At 65.5% G+C, this 25,483-nt stretch carries 15 protein-coding genes and 7 pseudogenes; 11 read left to right on the top strand and 11 right to left on the bottom strand.

Going from position 1 to position 25,483, the window contains the following annotated elements; translation table 11 throughout:
- Together RHBS_RS07350 and clpX are read left to right on the top strand one after the other, a co-directional pair.
- Nucleotides 1-314, top strand: a pseudogene (locus RHBS_RS07350) (ATP-dependent Clp protease proteolytic subunit); the annotation flags it as partial.
- 297 nt (nucleotides 315-611) lie between these two features.
- Nucleotides 612-1,892, top strand: coding sequence for an ATP-dependent Clp protease ATP-binding subunit ClpX (clpX, locus tag RHBS_RS07345; RefSeq protein WP_121869453.1), 1,281 nt, complete (start codon nucleotides 612-614; stop codon nucleotides 1,890-1,892).
- Between the two features lie 212 nt (nucleotides 1,893-2,104).
- Here clpX and RHBS_RS07340 read toward each other — a convergent pair.
- The 3 genes and pseudogenes from RHBS_RS07340 to RHBS_RS07330 form a co-directional block, all read right to left on the bottom strand.
- Nucleotides 2,105-2,644, bottom strand: a pseudogene (locus RHBS_RS07340) (N-acyl homoserine lactonase family protein); the annotation flags it as partial.
- Nucleotides 2,645-2,793: 149 nt separating this feature from the next.
- The gene (locus RHBS_RS07335; RefSeq protein ID WP_121869455.1) at nucleotides 2,794-4,152 is read right to left on the bottom strand and encodes an MFS transporter; all 1,359 of its coding nucleotides are present in this window, start codon (nucleotides 4,150-4,152) and stop codon (nucleotides 2,794-2,796) included.
- 180 nt (nucleotides 4,153-4,332) lie between these two features.
- The gene (locus RHBS_RS07330) at nucleotides 4,333-5,010 is read right to left on the bottom strand and encodes a TetR/AcrR family transcriptional regulator (RefSeq protein WP_121869456.1); all 678 of its coding nucleotides are present in this window, start codon (nucleotides 5,008-5,010) and stop codon (nucleotides 4,333-4,335) included.
- A gap of 110 nt (nucleotides 5,011-5,120) precedes the next feature.
- Between RHBS_RS07330 and RHBS_RS07325 the strand changes: the two genes are divergently transcribed.
- Nucleotides 5,121-6,008 carry a shikimate dehydrogenase gene (locus RHBS_RS07325; RefSeq protein ID WP_121869457.1) on the top strand — a complete coding sequence of 296 codons (888 nt, stop codon included), beginning with the start codon at nucleotides 5,121-5,123 and terminating at the stop codon, nucleotides 6,006-6,008.
- Nucleotides 6,005-7,893 (top strand): annotated as a pseudogene (locus RHBS_RS07320) (TIM barrel protein). Before RHBS_RS07325 ends, RHBS_RS07320 begins: the two are co-directional and overlap by 4 nt.
- A 7-nt stretch (nucleotides 7,894-7,900) precedes the next feature.
- On the opposite strand, the gene RHBS_RS07315 reads toward RHBS_RS07320, so the two are convergent.
- The 6 genes and pseudogenes from RHBS_RS07315 to pcaH all read right to left on the bottom strand — a co-directional run bounded on the left by RHBS_RS07315 (nucleotide 7,901) and on the right by pcaH (nucleotide 13,817).
- Entirely contained in the window at nucleotides 7,901-9,112 is a 1,212-nt protein-coding gene (locus tag RHBS_RS07315; protein ID WP_121869459.1) for an acetyl-CoA C-acetyltransferase, read from the bottom strand.
- Nucleotides 9,105-9,925, bottom strand: a pseudogene (locus tag RHBS_RS07310) (IclR family transcriptional regulator). Before RHBS_RS07310 ends, RHBS_RS07315 begins: the two are co-directional and overlap by 8 nt.
- A pseudogene (pcaD, locus tag RHBS_RS07305) lies at nucleotides 9,922-11,101 on the bottom strand (3-oxoadipate enol-lactonase). Before pcaD ends, RHBS_RS07310 begins: the two co-directional pseudogenes overlap by 4 nt.
- Nucleotides 11,098-12,446 (bottom strand): annotated as a pseudogene (gene pcaB / locus RHBS_RS07300) (3-carboxy-cis,cis-muconate cycloisomerase). Before pcaB ends, pcaD begins: the two co-directional pseudogenes overlap by 4 nt.
- Before the next feature lie 23 nt (nucleotides 12,447-12,469).
- Nucleotides 12,470-13,108 carry a protocatechuate 3,4-dioxygenase subunit alpha gene (pcaG, locus tag RHBS_RS07295; protein WP_121869462.1) on the bottom strand — a complete coding sequence of 213 codons (639 nt, stop codon included), beginning with the start codon at nucleotides 13,106-13,108 and terminating at the stop codon, nucleotides 12,470-12,472.
- Complete coding sequence (gene pcaH, locus RHBS_RS07290; RefSeq protein ID WP_121869463.1) at nucleotides 13,101-13,817, bottom strand: protocatechuate 3,4-dioxygenase subunit beta; 717 nt, start codon at nucleotides 13,815-13,817, stop codon at nucleotides 13,101-13,103. The genes pcaG and pcaH overlap by 8 nt, the downstream gene beginning before the upstream one ends.
- Nucleotides 13,818-13,925: 108 nt before the next feature.
- On the opposite strand from pcaH, the gene RHBS_RS07285 reads away from it, so the two are divergent.
- Nucleotides 13,926-14,675 carry a CoA transferase subunit A gene (locus RHBS_RS07285; protein WP_183130118.1) on the top strand — a complete coding sequence of 250 codons (750 nt, stop codon included), beginning with the start codon at nucleotides 13,926-13,928 and terminating at the stop codon, nucleotides 14,673-14,675.
- The gene (locus tag RHBS_RS07280) at nucleotides 14,672-15,319 is read left to right on the top strand and encodes a CoA transferase subunit B (protein ID WP_121869464.1); all 648 of its coding nucleotides are present in this window, start codon (nucleotides 14,672-14,674) and stop codon (nucleotides 15,317-15,319) included. The genes RHBS_RS07285 and RHBS_RS07280 overlap by 4 nt, the downstream gene beginning before the upstream one ends.
- On the opposite strand, the gene fdhD is transcribed toward RHBS_RS07280, so the two are convergent.
- Both fdhD and malQ read right to left on the bottom strand, forming a co-directional pair.
- On the bottom strand, nucleotides 15,296-16,141 hold the full coding sequence (gene fdhD / locus RHBS_RS07275) for a formate dehydrogenase accessory sulfurtransferase FdhD (protein ID WP_121869465.1): 846 nt from the start codon (nucleotides 16,139-16,141) through the stop codon (nucleotides 15,296-15,298). The two genes, RHBS_RS07280 and fdhD, sit on opposite strands and share 24 nt — an antisense overlap.
- Nucleotides 16,142-16,175: 34 nt before the next feature.
- Nucleotides 16,176-18,383 carry a 4-alpha-glucanotransferase gene (gene malQ / locus RHBS_RS07270; RefSeq protein ID WP_237669071.1) on the bottom strand — a complete coding sequence of 736 codons (2,208 nt, stop codon included), beginning with the start codon at nucleotides 18,381-18,383 and terminating at the stop codon, nucleotides 16,176-16,178.
- Between the two features lie 149 nt (nucleotides 18,384-18,532).
- On the opposite strand from malQ, the gene RHBS_RS07265 reads away from it, so the two are divergent.
- The 5 genes and pseudogenes from RHBS_RS07265 to RHBS_RS07245 all read left to right on the top strand — a co-directional run.
- Nucleotides 18,533-18,964 (top strand): ATP-binding protein, encoded by a 432-nt coding sequence (locus RHBS_RS07265; RefSeq protein ID WP_121869466.1) that lies wholly within the window; start codon nucleotides 18,533-18,535, stop codon nucleotides 18,962-18,964.
- The gene (locus tag RHBS_RS07260) at nucleotides 18,964-19,749 is read left to right on the top strand and encodes a SigB/SigF/SigG family RNA polymerase sigma factor (protein WP_037193137.1); all 786 of its coding nucleotides are present in this window, start codon (nucleotides 18,964-18,966) and stop codon (nucleotides 19,747-19,749) included. The genes RHBS_RS07265 and RHBS_RS07260 overlap by 1 nt, the downstream gene beginning before the upstream one ends.
- A gap of 19 nt (nucleotides 19,750-19,768) precedes the next feature.
- The gene (locus RHBS_RS07255) at nucleotides 19,769-21,760 is read left to right on the top strand and encodes an alpha/beta fold hydrolase (RefSeq protein ID WP_121869467.1); all 1,992 of its coding nucleotides are present in this window, start codon (nucleotides 19,769-19,771) and stop codon (nucleotides 21,758-21,760) included.
- 9 nt (nucleotides 21,761-21,769) lie between these two features.
- Nucleotides 21,770-24,444: pseudogene (locus RHBS_RS07250) on the top strand (valine--tRNA ligase).
- Nucleotides 24,445-25,483 (top strand): folylpolyglutamate synthase/dihydrofolate synthase family protein (locus RHBS_RS07245; protein WP_128645255.1); only part of this gene is annotated, 1,039 nt, incomplete at its 3' end. It abuts the pseudogene before it with no gap.

Here is a 25,483-nt window from a genome sequence, read left to right as displayed (position 1 = left end):
TCCGTCGGCCGCGGCGTCCTGCTCGCCGCCGGCACCCCCGGTAAGCGTGCGGCGCTGCCCAACGCCCGCGTGCTGATTCACCAGCCTCGAGCGGTGGCATCCAGGGCCAGGTGTCCGACCTGGAGATCCAGGCCGCCGAGATCGAGCGCATGCGTCGACTCATGGAGACCACCCTCGGCCGCCACACCGGCAAGGATCCCGACGTCATCCGCAAGGACACCGATCGCGACAAGATCCTCACCGCGGAACAGGCCAAGGACTACGGGATCATCGACACCGTGTTCGAGTACCGCAAGCTCTCAGCCCAGAAGTAGCAGAGCGAGTACCACCGGTCGGACCGAACAGGTCCGGCAGAAGATTCCGACGCCGGGTGTGAGTGTGAAACTCCGCCCGGCGGTCGCGATCGACGACCCGAATGCTGCATTCGGCGAAATCGGGTGGCGAATCACCGGAAACAACCCGCCCATGTTCGGCGAACACGGGTACCGTCGCATCCAAGAACTCGGTCGACCGAAGTCGGCATGACGACAGACCGAGAAGTAGCCCACGAAGGTTTCGGCCACACCCGGTCGGCGTGGGTCGTACGCGGACAAGGAAGTAGGAACCTCCGAATGGCACGCATCGGTGACGGTGGCGATCTGCTGAAGTGCTCCTTCTGCGGCAAGAGCCAGAAGCAGGTCAAGAAGCTCATCGCTGGACCAGGGGTGTACATCTGCGACGAGTGCATCGACCTCTGCAACGAGATCATCGAAGAGGAATTGGCCGAGTCGAGCGAAGTCAAGCTCGACGACCTTCCCAAGCCCTCCGAGATCAAGGACTTTCTCGAGAACTACGTGATCGGTCAGGACGCTGCCAAGCGCACGTTGGCCGTAGCGGTCTACAACCACTACAAGCGCATCCAGGCCGGTGACAAGGCGCGCGACGTGCGAGGCGAATCCGTCGAACTGGCGAAGTCGAACATCCTGATGCTCGGACCGACGGGATGCGGAAAGACCTACCTCGCGCAGACTCTGGCCAAGATGCTCAACGTGCCCTTCGCCATCGCCGACGCCACCGCCCTCACCGAGGCCGGTTACGTGGGCGAGGATGTCGAGAACATCCTGCTCAAGCTGATCCAGGCAGCGGACTACGACGTCAAGCGCGCCGAGACCGGCATCATCTACATCGACGAGGTGGACAAGATCGCTCGCAAGAGCGAGAACCCGTCGATCACGCGTGACGTGTCCGGTGAAGGCGTGCAGCAGGCGCTGCTCAAGATCCTGGAAGGAACTCAGGCCAGCGTGCCGCCGCAGGGTGGCCGCAAGCACCCGCATCAGGAGTTCATCCAGATCGACACCACCAACGTGCTCTTCATCGTCGCCGGTGCATTCGCCGGACTCGAGAAGATCGTGTCCGATCGGGTCGGCAAGCGCGGGCTCGGATTCGGAGCCGAAGTTCGCTCCAAGGCCGAGATGGACACTCAGGATCACTTCGCCGAGGTGATGCCGGAGGATCTGATCAAGTTCGGTCTCATTCCCGAGTTCATCGGTCGACTGCCGATGATCGCGTCGGTGACGAACCTGGACAAGGAATCGCTCGTGACGATTCTGTCCGAGCCGAAGAATGCGCTGGTCAAGCAGTACCGCCGGTTGTTCGACATGGACGGCGTCGAGCTCGAGTTCACCACCGAGGCCCTCGACGCAATCGCCGACCAGGCTATTCTCCGCGGAACCGGTGCTCGTGGACTGCGCGCCATCATGGAAGAAGTTCTGCTTCCGGTGATGTACGACATCCCGAGCCGCGACGACGTGGAGAAGGTTGTCGTGACTGCCGAGACCGTGAACGACAACGTGCTGCCGACCATCGTGCCGCGCAAGCCCGAGCGTCCGGAGCGCCGCGACAAGTCCGCCTGATCCGCGCCGATCGACTTGCTGAACAACGACGAATCCCCGGCCTCATCGCGAGGTCGGGGATTCGTCGTTGTCGCTGTACTCAGCCGATGATCACGGCGTGCGCGCCGGGGGGCGTCGGTCACGGCGGGGAATCGGTGTCGGACCAAAGGATCGTGGCCGGGTACGACGGTGCCGGTGCCGGCGGCGAGCTCTCGAATTCGGTCGAAGGCCCCGTACATGTCCGGCAGCGCGTGCAGGATCGCGAACGGGCTGTCGTCCTCGAAGTTCTCGTAGAAGTGACTGGCGTCGGAGGCCAGCACCACCGGGCCGCGGTCGGTGTTCACTCTGACCACCTGCATGCCTGCGGTGTGTCCGCCGACTGCGTGGACGGACAGCCCCGGGAACAGGACGAGATCGCCGTCGACGAGGTCGAGCCGAGTGCCGCGATCGGCGGTTTCGATGTGTTCGGTGTCGGCTCGCGAGTGCAGCCATTGTTCTCGGGTGATGCGGGCGGCCCACGGCCCGGTCCAGTATTCGTGTTCTGTGCGCTGCACCACGTATCGCGCAGTCGGGAGCTCTGCGACGACCCCGGTGTGGTCGTAGTGCAGGTGGGTCAGGATGCAGGTGTCGATGTCATCCGGTGCCAGGCCGAGTTCGCCGAGCAGGTCGATGGGAGACCCGTGATAGTCGAGCCCGTCCGTCGATTCTGCTGTGGCCGGGGAAATCCCGGCGTCGATCAGTACCGTGCGGGTCTTCGAGAGGGCGAGCCACACGTAGTAGGCCACCGTCTGGCTTTCGGTACTGCGCTCGTCACGTTGATGAAAGAGTTTGCTACGCAATGCCGTTCGGCTGGCATACTGCAGGGCGAACACCGTCCAGGTGCCCGCCACTGCAGGTCGAAGTGCGTCGATCACGATCTCGGTCAGACCGACGCGACGCGCGCGCTGTCGGTGGTGCGGGTCGGAACACCGAGCTCATCGGTGGGGGTACGGAAGGTCTCCTTCGAAGTCGCGACGATCACGACGTTGATGGTGCAGAAGACCGCGGTGACGATCGCGACGGGGAGCCACGCACCGACCTCGGCTCCAGCGATCGCGCCTGCGATGGTCGGCGCGAAACCTGCGATGGCGAAACCGATCTGGGTTCCCAGTGCGGTTCCGGTCAGGCGAACCCTGGCCGGGAACATCTCACCGTAGAACGAGGGCCAGACGCCGCCGGTGGCGCTGTGCACGAAACCGAACATCACGATGCCGAAGACGAAGATGAGGACGTAGTTGCCGCTCGAGATGGACCACAGGTAGCCGAACATCAGGATCGCGCAGCCGATCGAGCCGAACAGGAACACCGGCTTGCGGCCGATGCGATCCGACAGTGCACCGAAGAAGGGCAATGCGAAGAGTGCGACGACGTTGGCGAGAACGCCGACCCACAGCATGGGGGTGCGTTCGAGGCCGACGGTGTTCACGGCGTAGGACAGTGCGTAGACGGTGAAGATGGTGCTGACGGAGGCGATGACGGCGGCCAGCATGACGCGGATCACTGCCGGCCGATGCTCGCTGAGCAGTTCGGCCACGGGCAGGCGCTGCGGCTCGTCGGAGGCCACTGCTTCCTCGAAGACCGGTGTCTCGTCGAGCGAACGGCGGATGACGAAGGCGGCGACGACGACGAAAGCACTGAGGAAGAACGGGATTCGCCAACCCCAGCTGAGCAGTGCTTCCTCAGGGAGCATGGCGACGGGCAGGAATACCGCGGTGGCGAGAATCTGTCCGCCTTGGGTGCCGCTGAGGGTGAAGCTGGTGAAGAACGCGCGCCTGTTGTCCGGGGCGTGTTCGAGCGTCATCGAGTTCGCTCCGGCCTGCTCACCGCCCGCGGAGAATCCCTGGCACAACCGAAGCAGCACCAGGATGATGGGCGCGGCGATGCCGATGGATTCGTACGAGGGCAGCACGCCGACGCCCAGGGTGGCGACACCCATCAGCAGGACGGTGGCGACCATGACCTTCTTGCGTCCGTAGCGATCACCGATGTGGCCGAGGACCAGTGCGCCGAGCGGGCGTGCGAGGTACCCGACGCCGAAGGTGGCCAGGGCCAGCAGGGTGCCGGTCGCCGGGTTGGAACCCGGGAAGAACACGCGGCCGAAGACGAGTGCGGCCGCGGTGCCGTAGATGAAGAAGTCGTAGTACTCGAGGGCGCTTCCGACCCACGCGGCGGTCGCCGCTTTGCGCGGGTTCGCCCCGGGGCGAAGCGGCGTCGGGTGGGTGCCAGGGGTGTGCGAATCCATCGTTCTCGTGTCTCTCTTCGTGAGGCGGGGGAGCGTAGGCGCTGGTCGACGACGCGTTTCTCGGCGATCGGACCGCTAATGTACTAAATGGTTAACACCGGGTGCCTCTGAATAGTGAACGTGATCCATGCCACGTGTCAACCCCTGACGTGACGAGACCTACCGAGAAACCGCGAAATGTCAGCGAGATTGCGAGGTCAGGAACGCGATGATCATGTCTCCGAGCATCGAACGAAGACGGTCGCGATGCTGGGGATCGGTGAGGTCGCGGCCGAAGAGGGCCTCGAAGGTGTACCGATTCGACAGCCGGAACACGCAGAAGCTGCTGATCGTCATATGCACGTCGAGGGCGTCGACGTCGGTGCGGAACACCCCGTCGGCCTGGCCGCGCTCGAGGATGTTCGACAGCAGTTCCGCGGCGGGATTGCCGAGGTTGCTCAATGCCTCGGACGTGGAGATGTGTTCCCCGCGCAGGATGTTCTCGGTGGAGACCAGGCGGATGAAGTCGGGATTCTCCTCGTGATGGTCGAACGTCAGTGATGCGATGGCGCGAATGGCCTCGACCGGTCCGAGGCCCTCGACGTCCACGTCTCGTTCACGCTCGCGAATGCGCAGGTACGACCGTTCGAGTACGGCCTTGTACAGGCCTTCCTTGTCGGTGAAGTAGTAGTACAACATCCGCTTGGTCGTGTGCGTGCGCTCGGCGATCTCGTCGATTCGCGCTCCTGCGAAGCCCTTGTCCGCGAACTCCTCGGTGGCCACCTCGAGGATGTTGTGCCGGGTCAGGTCGCTGTTGCGTCGACGCTTGACGGTGGGTCCGCTGCTGTCGTCGGAGGTGTCGGTTGCGCGCGGAGCCATGGATCAACTCTATCGGTGCCGATTGCGGCGAAAGGGTTGGGCGCGAGCCGAACGCGTAGTACCGTCGAGCTAATTCACCAATTCGTACATTAAGGCTCGAGGAGATCGACATGCCGGAATCCCTGCTCTGCGGACTGATCGGGACGGGTATCGGCAAGTCGCTCACGCCCGCGATGCACGAACGAGAGGGCTCCGAGCACGGGCTGACCTACCAGTACCGGATCATCGACCTGGACAGCCGTGGACTGACCGTAGAGGACCTGCCCTGTCTCGTTTCCACCGCAGCGGACCTCGGATTTCGAGGACTCAACATCACGCACCCGTGCAAACAACGCGTCATCTCCTGCCTCGATGCGCTCTCCGAGGACGCTGCCCGGCTCGGAGCCGTCAACACCGTGGTGTTCGCCGACGGCCGAGCCGTCGGCCACAACACCGACTGGTCCGGCTTCGATCGCAACTTCGGCCGCGGACTACCCGGCGCCGACATCGGTGACGTGGTGCAACTCGGTGCCGGGGGAGCTGGGGCAGCCGTTGCCTATGCAATGGCCCGCCGCGGCGCAGGCAGGCTCACTCTCGTGGACGCCGATCCGCTTCGCGCGCAACAACTCCGAGAGTCCCTGTCGGTGATGTTCCCCGCTGTCGAGATCCTCTCGGCAGGCCTCGACCGGCTCGCCGCCGTTCTCGAAACCGCAACCGGCCTGGTGCATGCCACTCCGATCGGAATGGTCGAACATCCCGGATCTGCTGTGCCCGAGTCACTCCTGCATCCGAGGATGTGGGTCGCCGAGGTCGTGTATCGACCGGCCGAGACCGAATTGCTCGCTGCTGCATCCCTGGCGGGGTGCAGAACGCTCAGCGGAACCGGAATGGCGGTGTTCCAGGCCGCCGACGCCTTCGAGATATTCACCGGACGCACCGCCGACGCCGATCGAATGATCGCGCACATGAGCGCGCTGATCGCGCAGGAGGATCGCGCCACCGCAGGTGCACACGCATGAGCACCATTGCCACGTCGGTGGCCACCGTCTCTCTCAGTGGGTCTCTCGACGAGAAGATGCGCGCCATCGCAGACGCCGGGTTCGACGGTTTCGAGGTGTTCGAGCCGGACTTGATCAGCTCACCTGACCTTCCCGAGGATATTGCGAAGAAAGCAGCCGACCTCGGCTTGACCCTCGACCTCTATCAGCCTTCCGCGACGCAGACTCGGCCGACCCGGAACAGTTCGCCCGCAATCTCGTTCGCGCCGAACGCAAATTCGACGTGATGGAACAGTTGGGGTGCGATCTGCTCTTGGTCTGCTCCTCGCCCCTGGCCGCTGCCGTCCGTGACGACGCCCTGCTGGTCGAACAGATGGCAACCCTCGCCGAGCACGCGCATCGGCGCGGAATGCGACTGGCGTACGAGGCGTTGGCGTGGGGTGCCCACGTCAGCACCTACCGCCATGCCTGGGACATCGTCCGGCAGGTCGATCATCCCGCGCTGGGAACGTGCCTGGACAGCTTCCACATCCTTTCTCGCGGTGACGATTCCGCAGGCATTCGCGAGATCCCCGGCGAGAAGATCTTCTTCGTCCAGTTGGCCGACGCCCCGCACCTGGTGATGGACGTACTGCAGTGGAGCAGGCACCACCGATGCTTCCCCGGGCAGGGCAGCTTCGATCTGGCGCGATTCGGTTCCGATGTTGTGTCCTCCGGGTATTCCGGCCCGTGGTCGCTCGAAATCTTCAACGACGTCTTCCGGCACTCCGACACCGGTCGTACGGCATCCGACGCGCATCGGTCGCTGCTGTACCTCCAGGAGCAGGTGCGCGGCGTCGAAACACCCTCCGCCGGCAACGATCTGTTCGCGCCGCCACCGCCGGGTCCGATCGAGAACGTCGTCTCCCTGCGGATCGCGGCAGGGCCTGCGAAGGCAGCGCAGCTGGGCACCACACTGCGGCACCTGGGCTTCGATCTGACCGCAGCACACAGCGAACACGGACTCAGCTTGTTCACCCAGGGTCCGCTGGCCGTCGCCGTCGACACCACGGTGGACACGCTGTGGACCGCACCGGGCGTCCCGGCTCACCTACCGGCGTTGGCCAGATCGGGATTCGCAGCGAGCGCCCGGATCTGTGGCTGACTCGGGCACGCGCACTGGGAGTCACCGCGTCCACCGTCTCCATGCCCGGAGTGGCAGACGCGACCGATGCAGTGGTGCGCCTGGCCGTGACCGGTGCGACGTCGCTGGACCTACGCACCCGCGACAGTGCGGGTGCCTGGCAATCGGCATTCGATCTGGTGCCGAGGGTGGTGGAAGAGAACCGGGCGTGCGTCTCGCACGTGGATCACATCGCACTCGCCGTGCCTGCCGAGAGCTGGGACGGCGTGATGCTGCTGCTGCGCTCGGTGTTCGGCATGGTGCCACACGAGGGCCAGGACGTCGTCGACGCGATAGGCCTGGTACGTAGCCAGGCCCTCACACTCGCCACCGCCAACGGCACAATTCGACTCTCGCTCAACATGGTTCCCGGCCGCCCGTCCGAGTCGGACCCTCTGCCCGCGGCCCGGCGCGGAGGCGTCGGACATGTGGCCTTCGGGTGCGAGGACATCTACGCCGCTGCGAGAGCAATGACCGAACGCGGCCTCACCCCCCCTGCGAATCTCACCCAACTACTATCGCGATCTCGACGCGCGATTCGGACTCGGCTCCGAGACCCTGGACGCGATGCAGCGTCTGGGGATCCTGTACGACGCGGACGCGACCGGCGGTGAGTTCTTCCACTTCTTCACCGAAACCGTGGGCGACGACCTGTTCTTCGAGGTGGTCCAGCGAGTGGGTGGATACGAGGGCTACGGGGAGACCAATTCGGCTGTGCGACTGGCGGCGCAACTGCAGTACTGACCGGTGATCAGCCGATTCGCTCGAACACCGCAGCGAGTCCCTGACCGCCGCCGATGCACATGGTCTCGAGTCCGTAGCGGACCTCTCGGCGGTCCATCTCGCGCAACAGCGTTGCCAGAATGCGGGCTCCGGTGGCACCGACGGGATGGCCGAGCGAGATGCCGGAACCGTGTGGGTTCAGCCGCGGATCGTCGGGGTCGATGCCCCAGGACCGGGTCACGGCGAGCGCCTGAGCGGCGAACGCTTCGTTGAGTTCGATGATCCCCATGTCGTCGAGACTCAGTCCCAGCCGTCCGAGTGCCTTCTCGCTCGCGGGAACCGGCCCGATCCCCATCGTGCGCGGGGCAACGCCTGCCACACCCCAGCCGGCCAAGCGCGCCAGCGGCCGAAGGCCCAGCGCGGCAGCTTTTTCCGGGGTGGTGACGATCGCGATCGCGGCACCGTCGTTCTGTCCGCTGGCGTTTCCTGCGGTGACGGTCGACTCGGGGTCCAGCGACGCGCGGATCGCCTTCAGCTTCGCCAGTGACTCCACGGTGGTATCGGCCCGCGGATGCTCGTCGGTAGTGACGAGCATCGGATCCGATTTACGTTGGGGGACCGATACTCCCACGATCTCCTCGGCGAAGACACCGCTGTTCTGCGCGGCGACTGCACGTCGGTGGGACTGGACTGCGAGTGCGTCCTGGTCGGCGCGGCTGATGGAAAACTCCGCGCGCAGGTTCTCTGCGGTTTCGATCATCCCGCCGGGCACCGGAAAGTTCTTGCCACCCGCGGTCACTCGCGCCCGGGCGAGGCGGTCGGACAGAGCCACGGCCTCGGCCTTGACGCCCCAGCGCATGCCGGTGGCGTAGAACTCGGTCTGACTCATGCTCTCCACGCCGCCGGCCAGAACCAGATCGTTGCCGCCGGACTGGACCTGCATGCACGCCTGCAGTACTGCCTGCAGACCGGAGCCGCAGCGGCGGTCGACCTGCATCCCGGGGACGTCGATCCCCAGATCGGCATCGAGCGCCGCAATGCGTCCGATGGCCGGTGCATCGCCGTTCGGGGACGCCTGGCCGAGGATCACATCGTCGATGTCGGCACCGGAAATGCCCGTGCGGGCCACGAGTTCCGCGATCACCGTACCGGCCAGAGCCTGGGCGGAGATATCTCGGAACTGGCCGCCGAAGCGACCGACCGGGGTCCGAAGTGGTTCACAGATCACGGCATCAGGCATGGGTGGTTCCTCGCTTGTCGTTGGGTCCGGTGCTCACCCGGAGCAGGTCGATCTCGATGGCGCGGGTGGCGTCGAGCAGAGCCGGTAGCAGTTCGGTGCGCACCGCATCGGCGGAATGGCGCGCGGCCTGGGTCGAGACGTTCGCCGCGGCTACCACTGCGCCGTGTCCGTCGCGGATGGGAGCCGCGATCGAGCGCAACCCCTCCTCGAGTTCCTGATCCACCAGGCAGAAGCCGTCGGATCGGACCCGGTCGAGTTCGCGTCCGAGCGCATCGGGGGTGGTGATTGTCTTACCGGTGAGAGGAGTCAAGCGCACCCGATCCAGGTAGGCCGCGAGTTCGTCGGCAGGCAGTCCGGCCAGCAGCACGCGGCCCATCGATGTGGCGAACGCGGGGAACCGGGTGCCGATGTTGATGCCGACGGTCATGATGCGGCTGACCGGAACACGGGCGACGTACACCACGTCGTCACCGTCGAGAATCGAGACCGAGGACGACTCGCGCACCCGTTCGGCGAGAGCTCGAGGTGCGGTCCCGAGACTTCCGGGAGCGACAGGCTCGACAGGTAGCTGTAGCCCAGCTCGAGCACTCGTGGGGTGAGCCAGAACATCGAGCCGTCGGTACGGACGTAGCCGAGTTCGACGAGGGTGAGCAGGAAACGCCGGGCCGTGGCTCGGGTGAGGTCGGTGGCTCGGGCGACATCGGAGAGTGTTCGACGCGGATGCTCGGCGTCGAAGGCCCGGATCACCGCGAGACCGCGGCCCAGCGACTGGACGTAGTCCGAGGACGGCGGCGGTGATTCCGCGGAGTTCACGAGGTACCCGATCGGGTCTGCGCCGAGGCCTCGGCGATGGCCGCGTTCGCGAGACCGAATGCACTGTTGCTGTTCGGAACTCCCGCGTACACGGCGGTGTGCAGGAACACCTCCGCCAGGCTGTCCGGCGTCATGCCTGCTCGCAGGGCGGCCCGGATGTGCATGTCGAGCTCGTGCTGATTGCCCACGGCCGTCAGGATCGCCAGCGTCAGCAGCCGGCGGGTGTGGTGATCGAGTCCTGGGCGATTCCAGATGTCACCCCATGCGGTGCGGGTGATGAAATCCTGGAACGGTGCGGTGAAGTCGGTTCGTGCGGCAATGCTGCGGTCGACGTGCGCATCGCCGAGGACGCTGCGCCGCACCGCCATTCCGGCATCGTGGGCAGCTGCGCGTCCGGCCGCATACGCATCCGATCCGATGTGTGCGGCAATTGCCGCGGTGACGGGCCCGGCTTGCTCGACGTTGGCCAGATGTGCGGCCGGGTCGAGAACCCGGAACGTCGATCCGATGACGCCGTCGGCGATGATCTTCAGGTCCTCGGGGGTGGTCGAGGGATCCTGCCGGCCGGCGATCACCAGTGTCGGAGCGGTGATTCGGTTCAGATCCGCACGAGAATCCCAGTCCGACAGTGCCTCACAGCATGCGGCGTAGCCTCGTCCGAGGTGTCGGCGATCATCCGGCGATGCCGGTCGACGAGATCGGCGTCGCGAGCGGCCAGTTCGGGGGTGAACCAGCGCGCGAGTACGGCGTCGGCCAGCGACGCCGTTCCCGCCGCTCGGACTGCTGCGGCCCGGTCGAGCCATTGCGCCGGCTCACCGAACTTCGCCGAGGTGCACAGCAGTGTCAGAGTCCGCACTCGCTCCGGGCGATGGATGGCGATCCACTGCGAGACTGCGCCGCCGAGCGAGAGGCCGACGATGTGAATACGCGAAGATCGAGTGAATCGAGTAGTGCCAGAACATCTTCGGCGAGTTCGGCCACCGAATAGGGGCCGGGTGGGACCGGAGACTGTCCGTGCCCGCGAAGGTCGACGGCGAGAACGTGAACGGAGGCGGAGAGCGTTCCGATCTGCGGGTTCCACATCGATCGATCGGAGCCGAGCGAACCGATCAGCATGACGGTCTCCGCGTCGGGGCACGGCCCTTCGGTGCGTTCGTGAGCAAGTGCGACGGTCATCGTGAACCCTTCGATTCTGTGGTGTGTTCGGAGTCGAGGGCATGCTCGGCGAGGATCGCGTCGACCAGCTCGGGTGCGTGGCCGAGATATGCGGCCGGGTCGAGGAGTTCGCGCACCGTCGACGGTGGGAGGAATACCGTGATGGCAGGGTCGCTGTCGAGCGGTGCCCCCGCCGCGCATCGCGCAGTGACTATCTCGCGGGCCTGCTCGGTGTGCGCTGCCAATGCCGCGGTGACACGTTCGGCGAGCAGCGCTCCGCCCGTCTTGTCGAGATTGCGGGCCATCTCGTCCGGATGAACATGCAACCCGCTCAGGCTCTGCGAGAGTCGATGGGCGGCACCACCGGTGAGGCGCAACAGATCGGTGATCGTCTCCCACTCGGCGTGCCACGCTCCCGCGGCGCGCTGATGTTCGTGGTCCATGTTCGACAGCACCGTGGCCACAGCACCGGGGACCCGCCGGGCCGCAGCGCGAGCCGTGACAGCGGCAACCGGATTGCGCTTGTGCGGCATCGCCGATGATCCACCCGGCGCGTCCTCCGAGACCTCACCCAACTCGGTGGCGGACATCGACACGATGTCCTGGGCGATCTTGCCGATCGTGCCTGCCGCGATACCCAAGGAGCACGCGATATCGGCGATCGCGGTGCGGTCGGTGTGCCAGGGCGCGTCCTGTCGAGCCAAGCCCAGTTCGACGGCAAGCGCCGCGGCGATGGCCGGTCCGTGGGGATACACGGCAGCGAGAGTGCCTGCAGCCCCGCCGTACTGGACGGTGCATGCCCGTCGAACGGCGGCGACCCTGGTCTGCGCGCGGCGCAACCCCGAGAACCAGTTCGCAGCCACCAGGCCGAAGGTGGTGGGCAATGCCTGCTGTCCGAGAGTGCGGGCCGCCATCGGGGTGTTCCGGTGGGTCAGGGCGAGACCTCGAGCTGCCGCACTCGCGGCGTCGAGCGAGGCCTCGATGACACCGAGCGCATCGCGGCAGACGAGCATCAGCGCGGTGTCCATGATGTCCTGGCTGGTGGCCCCGGGATGCACTGCCGTGGCAGGAACCTCGGCCTCGGCCACCTGGTTCCGGAGGACCTTCACCAACGGGATCACCGGATTGCCCCCGGCCGCCGCATCCACTCCGAGCCTCACGATATCCAGGTGCGCCCCGAGTTCGGTCGCAGCAGTGGTGACGACCTCGGCGTGAGCGGCCTCCACGAGACCGACCGTGACTGCGGCCCGAGTCAGCGCCGCCTCGACGGCGAACATCGCTGTCACCCAGCTCGGTCGCCCACACGCGGCCCGACGGCATCGCTACCGAACGTCGGATCGAACAGTGCCCCTCGCTCGGATTCCATCGTCCCCTTTCGCCACTCGTGTGTCACAGCGCGAAGAACGGAGTCTCGTCGCCGTCCGGATCGGTGTTCTGCAGCACGATGTCGAGGTGATACCCACCGTGCACCGGTGCTGAAACGAGTCTGGCACGCTTGTGCTCCGGGATGGCGGACAACACCGGATCGACCGCATTGGCCTCGGCTTCGTCGGGAAAGTAGACCCGCGTCACGGCTCGATCGAGCATTCCACGGGCAAAGATTCCGACGTCGATGTGCGGTGCCTCGACGGCATCGTTCTCGGCGGGAAGCGGCCCAGGCTTGATCGTCGTGATCGTCATCGTTCCGGTCTCGTCGGCGAACGCTCGTCCGAAGCCGCGAAAGCCCGGGGTGCGTGACGGTGCCGCGCCGCGCGGATCGTCGGGGTGATCGAACCGGCCGTCGGCATCGGCCTGCCAGGTCTCGATCATGGCGTCGGATATGGGGTTTCGGGCTCCGTCGATCAGTGTGAACGACACGGTGATCTCGCCGTCGGTGCCCTGCGGAACCACGCTCTCACCGTCGGGCCACAGCAGTCCGATATGAACGTAGGGGCCCACAGTCTGGGAGGGCGTCTGGCCGAACGGTGCGGTGGTGAAGTCGGCACCGGTGACCACCGGGTAGCGCGGGGCGAACTCTGATTCAGTCATCGTGATCGTCTTCCTCGAAGGGTGTGGCGTCCCGGCCGCGCAGTACGATGTCGAATCGAAATCCGAGGGCCCAGCTGTCCTGTGTCGCTTCGTAATCGAACGTGCTGATCATTCGGGCACGCGAGTCTTCGGGCGCGGCGTTGAAGATCGGATCCTGGAAGAACATGGGGTCGTCCGGGAAGTACATCTGGGTCACCAGTCGCTGAGTGAACGCCTGGCCGAACAACGAGAAATGAATGTGGGCGGGCCGCCACGCGTTGTGGTGGTTGCCCCACGGATACGCGCCCGGCTTGATCGTGGTGAATCGATATCTGCCCTCGGCATCGGTGAGTACGCGACCGGTGCCGTTGAAGTGCGGATCGAGTGGTGCAGGCCACCGATCGGCGGTGTGACGGTATCGACCGCCTGCATTGGCCTGCCACACCTCGACGAGGGTGTTCGGAATCGCCTTGCCGTCGCTGTCGAGCACGCGGCCGTGCACGATGATCCGCTGCCCCTGTGCCTCACCGTCGTTCGCCAGGGTGAGGTCCGCGTCGGCGGCGGTGACGCGTCCCTCGCCCAGCACCGGTCCGGTGATCTCGGTGAGTCGCTGGGGGAGCAGGGTCAGCGGCTGCGCGGGATGCCGAAGGGCGGTGGTCCGGTACTCGGGGAAGTCGAGCGGGGCATGGACCCCCGATTGATCCCGATACTCGGGCGGGAGATGAAGCATCGAAGTGTCCTCACGATCGTGGTGATCTACGCAACAGCCAGAATAGCGAGATGTTCGCATTGTGGCAACCTGTTCATATTCCGCACAAAATGCGGTAGCGTGCATCTCATGTTGGACAAAGTCGTGGCCAGCGCCACCGAAGCCGTAGCGGACATTCCCGACGGATCGTCGATCGCCGTCGGCGGATTCGGATTGGTCGGAGTGCCGGAAATCCTCATTGACGCGGTGCTCGCGCAGGGTGCGACCGATCTGGAAACCATCAGCAACAACTGCGGAACGGATGGCTTCGGCTTGGGAGTGTTGTTGGCGCACCATCGCATTCGCCGGACCATCAGCTCGTACGTCGGTTCGAACAAGGAGTTCGCGCGGCAATATCTCTCCGGCGAGCTCGAAGTCGAACTGACCCCGCAGGGCACCCTCGCCGAGCGACTGCGGGCCGGCGGTGCCGGCATACCGGCGTTCTTCACCCCCGCAGGAGTCGGAACTCAGGTCGCAGACGGCGGATTGCCGCTGCGCTACGACGGCAGCGGCGGAATCGCACTGGCCAGTCCGCCCAAGGAGACCCGTGAATTCGACGGTGTCACCTACGTGATGGAACGCGGAATCGTCGCCGACTACGCGCTCGTCCACGCATGGAAGGGCGATCGCCACGGCAACCTGGTGTTCCACGCCAGCGCGCGAAACTTCAACCCGCCGGCCGCCGCGTCGGGGCGCATCACCGTCGCACAGGTCGAGCACCTCGTCGAGCCGGGCGAGATCGGACCCGACGAGGTGCACACCCCGGGTATCCACGTGCAGCGGGTGGTCCACGTCGGACCGGTCGAGGTCGGCATCGAGCAGAGGACGGTACGAGCATGAGCGAGAAGATGACCCGCGAACAGATGGCGGCCCGGGTAGCGCAGGAACTCGGCGACGGTCAGTACGTCAACCTCGGCATCGGCATGCCGACTCTCGTGCCCAACTACATTCCCCTGGACGTCTCGGTGATCCTGCATTCGGAGAACGGAGTGCTCGGCGTCGGACCTTATCCCACCGAAGACGAACTCGACGCCGAGATCATCAACGCGGGCAAGGAGACCATCACGGTCCTTCCCGGTGCGTCCTACTTCGATTCCGCGCAGTCGTTCGGAATGATCCGTGGCGGACAGGTCGACGTCGCCGTACTGGGGGCGATGCAGGTCAGCGCCACCGGTGACCTGGCGAACTGGATGATTCCCGGGCACATGGTCAAGGGGATGGGTGGCGCGATGGATCTGGTGCACGGAGCGCGACGCGTCATCGTGATGATGGAGCACGTCTCCCGCAAGGGTGAGCCGAAGATCCTCGAACGGTGCTCTCTGCCGCTCACCGGCAAAGGCTGCGTGCACCGAATCATCTCGGACATGGCCGTTCTCGACGTCACCGAACACGGACTGCGCCTGATCGAGACTGCTCCCGGTGTGTCCGTGGACGAGGTCAGAACTGCGACCGCCGCCGAACTACTGGTCGACGCTGCCGTCTGATACTTCGACGCGGTCGGCGTGAGAGTAGATGTTCATCGACGGACCGCGCAGGAAGCCGATGACCGTCAGGCCGGATTCGGTCGCGAGATCGACCGCCAGTGACGAGGGTGCCGAGACCGCTGCGAGAATCGGTATTCCAGACATCACCGCCTTCTGTGCCAACTCGAACGAGGCGCGGCCGCTGACCATCAACACCGTGCCCTGCAAGGGGATTCGATCGTTGGTCACCGCCCAGCCGATCACTTTGTCAACGGCGTTGTGGCGTCCGACGTCCTCACGTAGAACGAGCATCTCGCCGTCTGCGGTGAAGAGGGCGGCGGCATGCAGACCGCCGGTCGCATCGAAGACCTTCTGCGCTGCCCGCAACGTGTCGGGTAGCCCGGAGAGAGTATCGGACGTCACGACGACCGAATCGGCCACGGGGGAATGCTTGGTGCGCAATCGAATTGCATCCAACGATCCCTTGCCGCACACCCCACACGAGGACGTCGTGTAGAAGTTTCGTTCGACGCCGGTCTCCGGCGGAGCGACACCCTCGGCCAGGGTGACGTCGAGGACGTTGTAGGTGTTCGCGCCCTCGTCGTCGACCCCGTCGCAGTAGCGAGCCGCTGCGATGTCGGCTCCCGAGGCGATCACGCCTTCGGTCAGCAGGAAGCCGTGAGCGAGTTCGACGTCGTGGCCGGGAGTTCGCATGGTGACGGCGAGCGCCGCGCCGTCGACTCGCAACTCGAGCGGCTCCTCCACCACGAGAGTGTCCGGGCGTTCGACGCGGTGCCCACCCCTGAGCCGGATGACGGGCCTGCGGGTGGTGATGCGGCCCATCAGTATCGGCTGGATTCGCGGTGACTTCGGTGACTCATTCTTCGATTGTGGACCCCGGCGTCGCCGGGCTGTCGACTCGGTCGGCCATTGCGCTCACCAACGAGACCATGCGTGGGTGATCGACGAGGTCGTCGACGAGCACTCGCTTGCCTTTCGCGTCGGCCAACGGGATCTTCCAGTTCTCGTACTGGGTTTCGTCGGTACCGGGCTGGTTCTGGATGCGATGTTCTCCGACGGCGTCCACGAGAGCGACACCGATCAGCAGTGACGGACTGCGCTGGACGAGGCGATGCAGAGCTTCCACCGTGTCGTGGTTGTCGGCGTCGGCGTCGAGCAATCCGCGCTCGCGCGCCATGTCGAGAACTGCCTCCCGTTTGCGCGCGTCGACCTCCTTCTCGGAGTCGATATCGCGTTCGAGCAGTCCGAGACGTGAGCGCAGGTCGATGTGTTCGCCGTCGAGGTATCCGGCCGTGGGCGGCAGATCGTGTGTGGTCACCGACGTCAGACACAGGCTGCGGTAGTTCTCCGGCGGGATCGGTCCGGATTCGTCGGCTTCGAACCACAGGATCGAGGTGCCGAAGATGCCGCGTTCGGTGAGGTACTCCTGCACCATCGGCTCGAAGACACCGAGATCCTCACCGACCACCACTGCGCCTGCGCGTTCGGCCTCGAGGGCCAGGATGCCGATCAGGGCCTCGTGGTCGTACTCGACATACGTTCCGCCGCCGGCATTCTCGGCCTCCTGCGGAATCCACCACAGGCGGAACAGTCCCAGGATGTGGTCGACGCGGATGCCGCCGGCATGACGCAGGATCGTGCGCAGCATGTCGCGGTACGGGACGTACGCCAGTTCGCGGAGTCGGTCGGGATCCCACGGGGGTTGGTTCCAGTTCTGGCCCTGCTGGTTGAAGTTGTCCGGCGGCGCGCCCACCGTGACTCCCGACGCCAACACGTCACCGAGCGCCCAGGCATCGGCTCCGCCGCGAGCCACGCCGACGGCGAGGTCGTGCATGATGCCGATGTCCATCCCTGCATCGAGTGCCGAACGTTGCGCGGCGGCCAACTGCTCGTCGCAGATCCACTGCAGCCACATGTGGAAGTCGATGCGCTCGGCGAGTTTGGTGCGTTGCTCGAGCACGAAGTCGGTGCGCGGGTGTGCTGCCCTGTCGGTCCACGCCGAGCTCTCGGGTCCGAACTTCTCCGCCAGGGCGCTCCACACCGCGAAATCGCGCAGCCCGGAACCCTCGCGTTCGACGAACGCCCGGAATGCGGACTCGCGGGCCGGGCTCCGTTCCACCTTGTGAACACGTTCCAGGGCACGCAGTTTCGCCGTGAAGGTCGAGTCTCGATTCAGCTTTCCGGTTCGCTTGTTGGCCTTGTCGAACCGCTTCGCTGCTTTCTGGACCTTGCCGAACTGTTCCGGCGACAGCAGCGCGGTTTCGCGAATGTTCTCCACTCGGATGTAGAGGGAATTGAAGAACCGGCGGGTGGTCGGCAGATAGGGCGACGCCTCGACCGGTGTGGTGGGTCGGTCGGCGTGCAGCGGATTGACGAGGAGGTAGTCGAACCCGTGCTCGCGGCCGGCGATGTCGGCCATGTCCTCGAGATCACCGAGATCACCGATTCCCCACGATCGTCTCGATCGCACCGAATACAACTGGGTTAGCAGACCCGTCCGTTGCCGGTCTGTCAGTTCTGCGTTGGGTGACAACGACTTCGGAGTGACCACGACGACCGTGTCCGATGTTCGGACCGTGTTGTCCTCGCTTATCGTCGTCGCGGTCAGGCTGTGCCAACCGAGCGGTGCACTGCCGGGAACGACGAACGTGGCGCGACCGATGAGGCGGCCGTCGACCACACGGGGATCGACCCAGACGTCGGCCTGGGTCACCTCGATGGTCTCGCCGTCCTCGGAGACCATCGAGACCTCGACCGGATTGCCGTGTGGCACATGCACCCACACCACGGCATCGGTGCCCTGGGTGGCGACCACCACCGGCGGAAGCAGGCGCCGCCACGGCGCGTTCTCGATGTCGGCCAGAGCTCGGTCGACGTCCTCGGTCGATTCGGTTGCGTAGCCGCGCGCGGCGAGCACCTGACGCAGGGTGTCGTCGCTCACGTCGCGAACGGTGTCGTCCCAGCCTCGGTACGAGGTCGATGTGCCGAGACGTCGGGCGAGAGAGCGAAGTGCCTGCGAGTAGTCCACATCGATGATCGTGCCAGTTCGCCGCGCCCGCGTCATGCCGGCCGGGCTGTCGTTCACCTGCCATCGGTCCGAATCGAACGATCGGAGGGGACAGTTGCTCGACTGCCAGGATTGAAACGCCGGGCGCTGGGTAGTCTGGCTCGGCGAACGGTAAAACGACTGCTCGGCGACGATGGGAAGTGCGGATGGCTGGGGTCAGCAAGATCGAAGAACTGGAGCGAGGTTCCGGTGCACCGGTCGAGCTGAGGGTACGTGCAGAGGCCGACCAGCTCCCGGTGGTTCGTGCCGTCGCCGAAACGCTCGCAGTGCTCAGTGACTTCACGCTCGACGACATCGCCGACGTGAAGCTGGTCGTGGACGAAGTGTGTTCGCAGCTGATCAAGGGCTCGGTGGCCGATGCAGAGCTCTCGTGCACGTTCGCCGTGAGCGACTCCGGAATCCGGATCGTCGTCACCTCCACGCTTGCACCGACGTCCGTGCCGAAGAAGGACAGCTTCGGCTGGCACGTGCTGCAGACGTTGACCGACACCATCGAACTGCGCGCCGACGACGCGGTCGAGGGCGAGGCGGGTCGCACGGTCGCGATCGACGTGGTCAAGCGGAGGAGCAAGGTCTAGTGCCTGTGCCGCACGAACGAAGCACACGGCGAGAGTCCGACGATTACAGCGACGTTGTCGCGCTGATCCAGCAGATGCAGGCGCTCGACGAGAATTCACCGCAGCGCCGAGTGCTGCGCGATCGCATAATCACCCGCTGCCTTCCTCTCGCAGAACACATCGCGCGCCGCTTCGGCGGTCGCGGCGAAGCACACGAGGACCTGCTGCAGGTCTCACGTCTCGGTTTGGTGAACGCAGTCGACAGATTCGACATCGAACGCGGCTCGGATTTCGTGTCGTTCGCCGTGCCCACGATCATGGGTGAGGCTCGCCGCTACTTCCGCGACGCGGGATGGTCGGTCCGGGTACCGCGGCGCATGAAGGAACTGAACTCGATGATCTCCCAGGCGGTGGGATCGTTGTCGCAGAAGCTCGGTCGAGCTCCGACCGCCAGCGAGATCGCCGCCGAACTCGGGATCGACGTCAAGGAAGCCTCGCAGGCGCTGCTTGCGCGCAGCGCGTATCAGACTGTCTCGGTCGACTCGGTGGTCAGCGAGGATCGTTTGCCGCTGATGGACACCCTCGGTGCCGACGATCCCGAACTCGAGAAGATGGAGAGCTATCTCGCGGTGCGCCCAGCACTCGAGAAGTTGCCCGAGCGGGAGCGTCGCATCGTCGTGCTCAGATTCTTCGGGTCGATGACTCAGACACAGATCGCGGAGAAGGTGGGGATTTCGCAGATGCACGTCTCGCGAATCCTGGCTCGTACTCTGGCTCAACTGCGCGAGGACCTCGGCGAGGATTGAGGGCGGCTAGGCTCGCTGGATGAGCATGTACGACGACGTCGACGAGAACATCGGAGTCCGTAGGGTCACGGGCCTGGCGGTATCGCACGATTTCTCGCGGGCGGTGATCGTGATTGCGGCACTGGATGATTCGCGGACCGAGTATCGAACTTCGTTGTGGGAGATCGGTGTCGACGGTGGTTCGCAGGCGCGCCGCCTCACCCACGGCGAGTGGGGTGAGAACGCTCCGGTGTTCACCCCGGCGGGCGATCTGTTGTTCTCCCGCCGATCGAGCAAGGACGATCCGGCCCGGCTGTGGATTCTGCCTGCCTCGGGCGGGGAGGCGCGAGTGCTCGAGACTCGGTCCGCCGGTCTGAGCGAGATCCGAACCGCCCGTTCCGGACATGGGCTCGTCGGGTTCTCGCCGGTGTTCGGATCGTCGAGCACCGATGAGGACGACGACGCTCTGCGCACCGAGCGCAAGGCGAACAAGGTGGATGCAATTCTCCACACCGGGGTTCCGGTGCGTTTCTGGGATCACGATCTCGGTCCTGCGACACCGCATCTGTTCGCCGGATCGACCGACGGCACGACGGGGTTGCGTGATCTGACCTCGGATGCGGCCGGAGGCCTGCAGGAGGCGGCGTTCGACATCAGTGCCGACGGTTCGTTCGTCGTGTCCACCTGGGCCGTCCCCGGCGCTCTGGCTACCGTGCGGACGGTGCTGGTGCGCATCGACACCGCGACGGGGGAGCTCACCACGATCGGCGACGACGTCGATGCCGACCTGGGCGCGCCGGCGATCTCGCCCGACGGCGCGTCCGTGGTGTTCGTGCGTGAATCGCTCACCACTCCCGAGGATGCGCCTCGAATGACGCTGCAGCGCTACGATTTCGGGACTTCTTCCGTCGTCGACGTTGCGCCGGGTTGGGATCGGTGGCCGATCGATCCGGTGTGGCTGCCGGACGGATCGGGGGTGCTGGTGACCGCGGACGACGACGGCCGGTCCCCGATCTTCGTGCTCCGCGAGGGCGCGGAGCCGCGTCGGCTGACGAACACGAACGACGCGTACACCCATGTTCACGTGTCCTCGGACGGAACCAGGGTGCTGGCACTCGCCGCGTCCTATCTGGCTGCCCCGCATCCGGTGTCGATCGACCTGTCCGACGGCACCGTTGTCGACCTCGACACCTCCATCGACCGCTGTCCGTTGCCCGGAACTCTCACCGAGATCGACACCGTCGTCGACGACGGTGCCCGGGTGCGCGGTTGGCTGGCACTGCCCGAGGGGGCTTCGGACGCGGCACCCGCACCGCTGCTGCTGTGGGTGCACGGCGGGCCGCTGAGCTCGTGGAACACGTGGTCGTGGCGGTGGAATCCATGGCTGATGGTCGCTCGCGGGTACGCGGTGCTGCTGCCGGATCCGGCTCTGTCCACCGGATACGGCCAGGAGTTCGTGCAGCGAGGGTGGGGAGCGTGGGGCAAAGCCCCGTTCACCGACCTGATGGCGTTGACCGACGTCGCGGCTGCGCTACCCGACATCGACGACACCCGCACCGCGGCGATGGGCGGATCCTTCGGCGGCTACATGGCCAACTGGATCGCCGGGCACACCGACCGGTTCGACGCGATCGTCACCCACGCGAGCCTGTGGGCGCTCGATCAATTCGGACCGACCACCGATGCGCCGTACTACTGGGCGCGCGAGATGTCCCCGGAGATGGCGGTGGAGAACTCCCCACACCTGTTCGTCGCGGACATCGCCACGCCGATGCTGGTCATCCACGGCGACAAGGACTATCGAGTGCCGATCGGCGAGGGCCTACGGCTGTGGTACGAACTGCTCAGCGAATCCGGCCTGCCCGCCGACGACGAGGGCAACACCGACCATCGTTTCCTCTACTTCCCGGCCGAGAACCACTGGATTCTGAGTCCCCAGCACGCCAAGGTCTGGTACGAGGTGGTGCTGGCATTCCTGGCGCAGCACGTGCTGGGCGAGAGGGTGTCGATGCCCCGAATCCTCGGCCACTAGAATCGACCGGTGACCAGTTCAGCGCCAGAGCACTCAGAGAACCCCGCCGATTCGATCGACCTGCCCAAGAGCTGGGATCCCAGTGCGGTCGAGGCAGAGCTGTACCGGTCCTGGGTCGACGCCGGGTACTTCGAAGCCGACGCCACCAGCGGCAAACCGCCCTACTCCATAGTGCTGCCCCCGCCCAACGTCACGGGCAGCCTGCACATGGGCCACGCTCTCGACCACACGTTGATGGATGCGCTGAGCCGTCGTAAGCGGATGCTCGGGTACGAGGTGCTGTGGTTGCCGGGCATGGACCACGCGGGTATCGCCACCCAGACCGTCGTGGAAAAGCAGCTCGCTGCCGACGGAAAGACCAAGGAAGAGTTCGGCCGCGAGCTGTTCATCGACAAGGTCTGGGACTGGAAGCGTGAATCGGGCGGAACCATCGGTGGGCAGATGCGACGCATCGGCGACGGTGTCGACTGGAGCCGAGAGCGATTCACCATGGACGGCGGCCTGTCCGAGGCCGTGCAGACAATGTTCAAGCGAATGTTCGACGACGGTTTGATCTACCGCGCCGAGCGACTGGTGAACTGGTCACCGGTACTGCAGACCGCCATCTCCGACATCGAGGTCAAGTTCGAGGACGTCGAGGGCGAACTCGTGTCGCTGCGATACGGCTCGCTCGACGATTCCGAGCCACACGTCATCGTTGCGACCACCCGAGTCGAAACGATGCTCGGTGACACCGCGGTTGCCGTTCACCCCGACGACGAGCGGTACAAGGCTCTCGTCGGCACCACCCTCGAGCACCCGTTCACCGGACGGCAGATCCCGATCATCGCCGACGACTACGTCGACCCCGAATTCGGCACCGGCGCAGTGAAGATCACCCCGGCTCACGACCCCAACGACTTCGAGATGGGCGTGCGGCACTCGTTGCCGATGCCTCCATCATGGACAAAGCGGGCCGGATCGCCGATACCGGAACGCAATTCGACGGCATGGACCGTTTCGAGGCGCGCGTGAAGGTTCGTGAAGCACTGGCCGAGCAGGGCCGCGTCGTCGCCGAGAAGCGCCCCTACCTGCACAGTGTCGGCCACTCCGAGCGCAGCGGTGAGCCGATCGAGCCGCGCCTGTCGCTGCAGTGGTGGGTCAAGGTCGACACCCTGGCGAAGGCGGCCGGTGACGCAGTGCGTAACGGCGATACCGTCATTCACCCCAAGAGCCAGGAACCGCGATGGTTCGCCTGGGTCGACAACATGCACGACTGGTGCATCTCGCGTCAGCTCTGGTGGGGTCATCGGATTCCGATCTGGTACGGACCCGACGGCGAGACCGTCTGCCTCGGACCGGGGGAGACGCCGCCCGAGGGCTGGGAGCAGGATCCCGACGTCCTCGACACCTGGTTCTCGTCCGGGCTGTGGCCCTTCTCGACGATGGGGTGGCCCGACGCCACAGCCGATCTCGAGAAGTTCTATCCCACCGGTGTTCTCGTCACCGGATACGACATCCTGTTCTTCTGGGTCGCCCGCATGATGATGTTCGGCACCTACGTGGGAGCGGACGACGCGATCACCGCAGGCAAGCAGGGGCCGCAGGTTCCGTTCCGAGATGTGTTTCTGCACGGCCTGATTCGGGACCAGTTCGGCAAGAAGATGTCCAAGTCGCGCGGCAACGGAATCGATCCTCTCGATTGGGTCGATCGTTTCGGTGCCGACGCACTGCGCTTCACGCTCGCGCGCGGCGCGAACCCCGGTGCAGACATGTCCGTCGGCGAAGACCATGCCCAGTCGTCGCGCAACTTCGCCAACAAGTTGTTCAACGCCACCAAGTTCGCTCTGATGAACGGCGCGGCACCGGCAGAGCTGCCTCGGCGCGGCGAGCTGACCGACGCCGACCGATGGATCCTCGATCGGCTCGAACAGGTTCGGGCAGAGGTCGATTCGGCGTTCGATCGGTACGAGTTCAGCAAGGCCTGCGAGGCGCTCTATCACTTCGCCTGGGACGAGGTCTGCGACTGGTACCTCGAGATCGCCAAGGTGCAGTTCGCCGACGACGCCATCGCCGCCACCACGCGCGGAGTTCTCGGTAACGTCCTCGACGCTCTGCTGCGCCTGCTGCATCCGGTGATTCCGTTCGTCACCGAAGCGCTGTGGAAGGTGCTCACCGGCGGCGAGTCGCTGGTGATCGCGGCGTGGCCCGCTGCCACCACCGAGTCGCTGGATCCTGTTGCGGCACAACGTATCGAGGACATGCAGCGACTCATCACCGAAGTTCGCCGGTTCCGCAGCGATCAAGGACTCAAGCCGTCCCAGAAGGTAGCGGCCCGCATCGTCGGAGTCTCCGAATCCGATCTGGACGGGCAGATTTCGGCGGTCACCGCGCTTGCTCGACTGACCGAGCCCGGCGAGGACTTCGCCGCCACGGCCTCGGTGGAGGTGCGCCTGAGCAAGGCCACCGTGGTCGTCGAACTCGACACCTCGGGCACGGTAGACCTCGTCGCCGAGCGGGCCCGACTGGTGAAGGATCTCGCCGCTGCGGAGAAGGAACTCGCGCAGACCACCGGCAAGCTCGGCAACGAGGCGTTTCTCGCAAAGGCGCCGGATGCGGTGGTGGACAAGATCAGAACACGCCAGACGATCGCGGGCGAAGAGATCGCACGCATCTCGGCGCGGCTCGAATCGATGGGAACCTAAGTGACCGAACCCGACGCCGCCCTGCCAGTACCTCCGCCGAGCCCGGTCGATCTCGCCGAGCTCGCCCTCGTGGAGGCCGAGCTCGACAAGCGTTGGCCGGAAACGAAGATCGAGCCGTCGACGGCCCGGATCTCGGCGCTGATGGACCTGCTCGGGTCGCCGCAGAAGGCGTATCCGTCGATTCACGTCGCCGGCACCAACGGCAAGACCTCGGTGACCCGCATGATCGATGCGCTCCTCACCGCATTTCACCGGCGGACGGGCCGCACCACCAGCCCGCACCTGCAGATGGCGACCGAGCGGATCAGCATCGACGGACGGCCCATCTCGCCGCGGCTCTACGTCGACACCTACAACGAGATCGCTCCGTTCGTGGACATGATCGACGCGCAGTCCGAGGCTGCGGGCGGACCCCGAATGAGCAAGTTCGAGGTGGTCACGGCCATGGCGTTCGCTGCCTTCGCCGAGGCCCCGGTCGAGGTTGCAGTCGTCGAGGTCGGACTCGGTGGGCGTTGGGACGCCACCAACGTCGTCGACGGCGAGGTTGCCGTCATCACCCCGATCGGCCTCGATCACGTCGAGTTCCTCGGTGACGATCTCGCCGGGATCGCAGGGGAGAAGGCGGGAATCATCAAGAAGACACCGGAATCGCTCGTCCCGCGCGACACCGTCGCGATTCTGGCGAAGCAGCAACCCGAGGTCTCCGAGGTCCTGCTGCGGGCAGCAGTGCAGGCGGACGCTGCGGTGGCGCGGGCCGGATCGGAGTTCACCGTGCTCGGCAGGCAGATCGCCGTGGGCGGCCAGCAACTGGAACTGCAGGGACTCGGCGGGGTGTACACCGACGTCTTCCTGCCGTTGCACGGCGAACATCAGGCACACAATGCCTCGCTCGCGCTGGCGGCGGTCGAGGCGTTCTTCGGTGCCGGTCCGGATCGCCAACTCGATCAGGACACCGTGCGCGGCGCGTTCGCAACGATCGTCAATCCGGGTCGGCTCGAGCGGGTGCGCAACGCCCCGACCGTGTTCCTCGACGCCGCGA

Origin of the sequence: Rhodococcus sp. BS-15 (assembly GCF_000813105.1) — a bacterium.
Lineage (GTDB): Bacteria > Actinomycetota > Actinomycetes > Mycobacteriales > Mycobacteriaceae > Rhodococcoides.
The sequence above is the reverse complement of the archived record's forward strand: the minus strand, read 5'-3'. Positions and strand labels throughout refer to the sequence as shown.

Bases quoted from the DNA above. Each gene is read 5' to 3' on its own strand.
- pcaH (WP_121869463.1), bottom strand. From the start codon at position 13,817: ATGCTTCATCTCCCGCCCGAGTATCGGGATCAATCGGGGGTCCATGCC.
- RHBS_RS07255 (WP_121869467.1), top strand. From the start codon at position 19,769: ATGAGCATGTACGACGACGTCGACGAGAACATCGGAGTCCGTAGGGTC.
- RHBS_RS07330 (WP_121869456.1), bottom strand. From the start codon at position 5,010: ATGGCTCCGCGCGCAACCGACACCTCCGACGACAGCAGCGGACCCACC.
- malQ (WP_237669071.1), bottom strand. From the start codon at position 18,383: ATGACGCGGGCGCGGCGAACTGGCACGATCATCGATGTGGACTACTCG.
- RHBS_RS07325 (WP_121869457.1), top strand. From the start codon at position 5,121: ATGCCGGAATCCCTGCTCTGCGGACTGATCGGGACGGGTATCGGCAAG.
- clpX (WP_121869453.1), top strand. From the start codon at position 612: ATGGCACGCATCGGTGACGGTGGCGATCTGCTGAAGTGCTCCTTCTGC.
- fdhD (WP_121869465.1), bottom strand. From the start codon at position 16,141: ATGGGCCGCATCACCACCCGCAGGCCCGTCATCCGGCTCAGGGGTGGG.
- RHBS_RS07265 (WP_121869466.1), top strand. From the start codon at position 18,533: ATGGCTGGGGTCAGCAAGATCGAAGAACTGGAGCGAGGTTCCGGTGCA.
- RHBS_RS07285 (WP_183130118.1), top strand. From the start codon at position 13,926: ATGTTGGACAAAGTCGTGGCCAGCGCCACCGAAGCCGTAGCGGACATT.
- pcaG (WP_121869462.1), bottom strand. From the start codon at position 13,108: ATGACTGAATCAGAGTTCGCCCCGCGCTACCCGGTGGTCACCGGTGCC.
- RHBS_RS07280 (WP_121869464.1), top strand. From the start codon at position 14,672: ATGAGCGAGAAGATGACCCGCGAACAGATGGCGGCCCGGGTAGCGCAG.
- RHBS_RS07335 (WP_121869455.1), bottom strand. From the start codon at position 4,152: ATGGATTCGCACACCCCTGGCACCCACCCGACGCCGCTTCGCCCCGGG.
- RHBS_RS07315 (WP_121869459.1), bottom strand. From the start codon at position 9,112: ATGCCTGATGCCGTGATCTGTGAACCACTTCGGACCCCGGTCGGTCGC.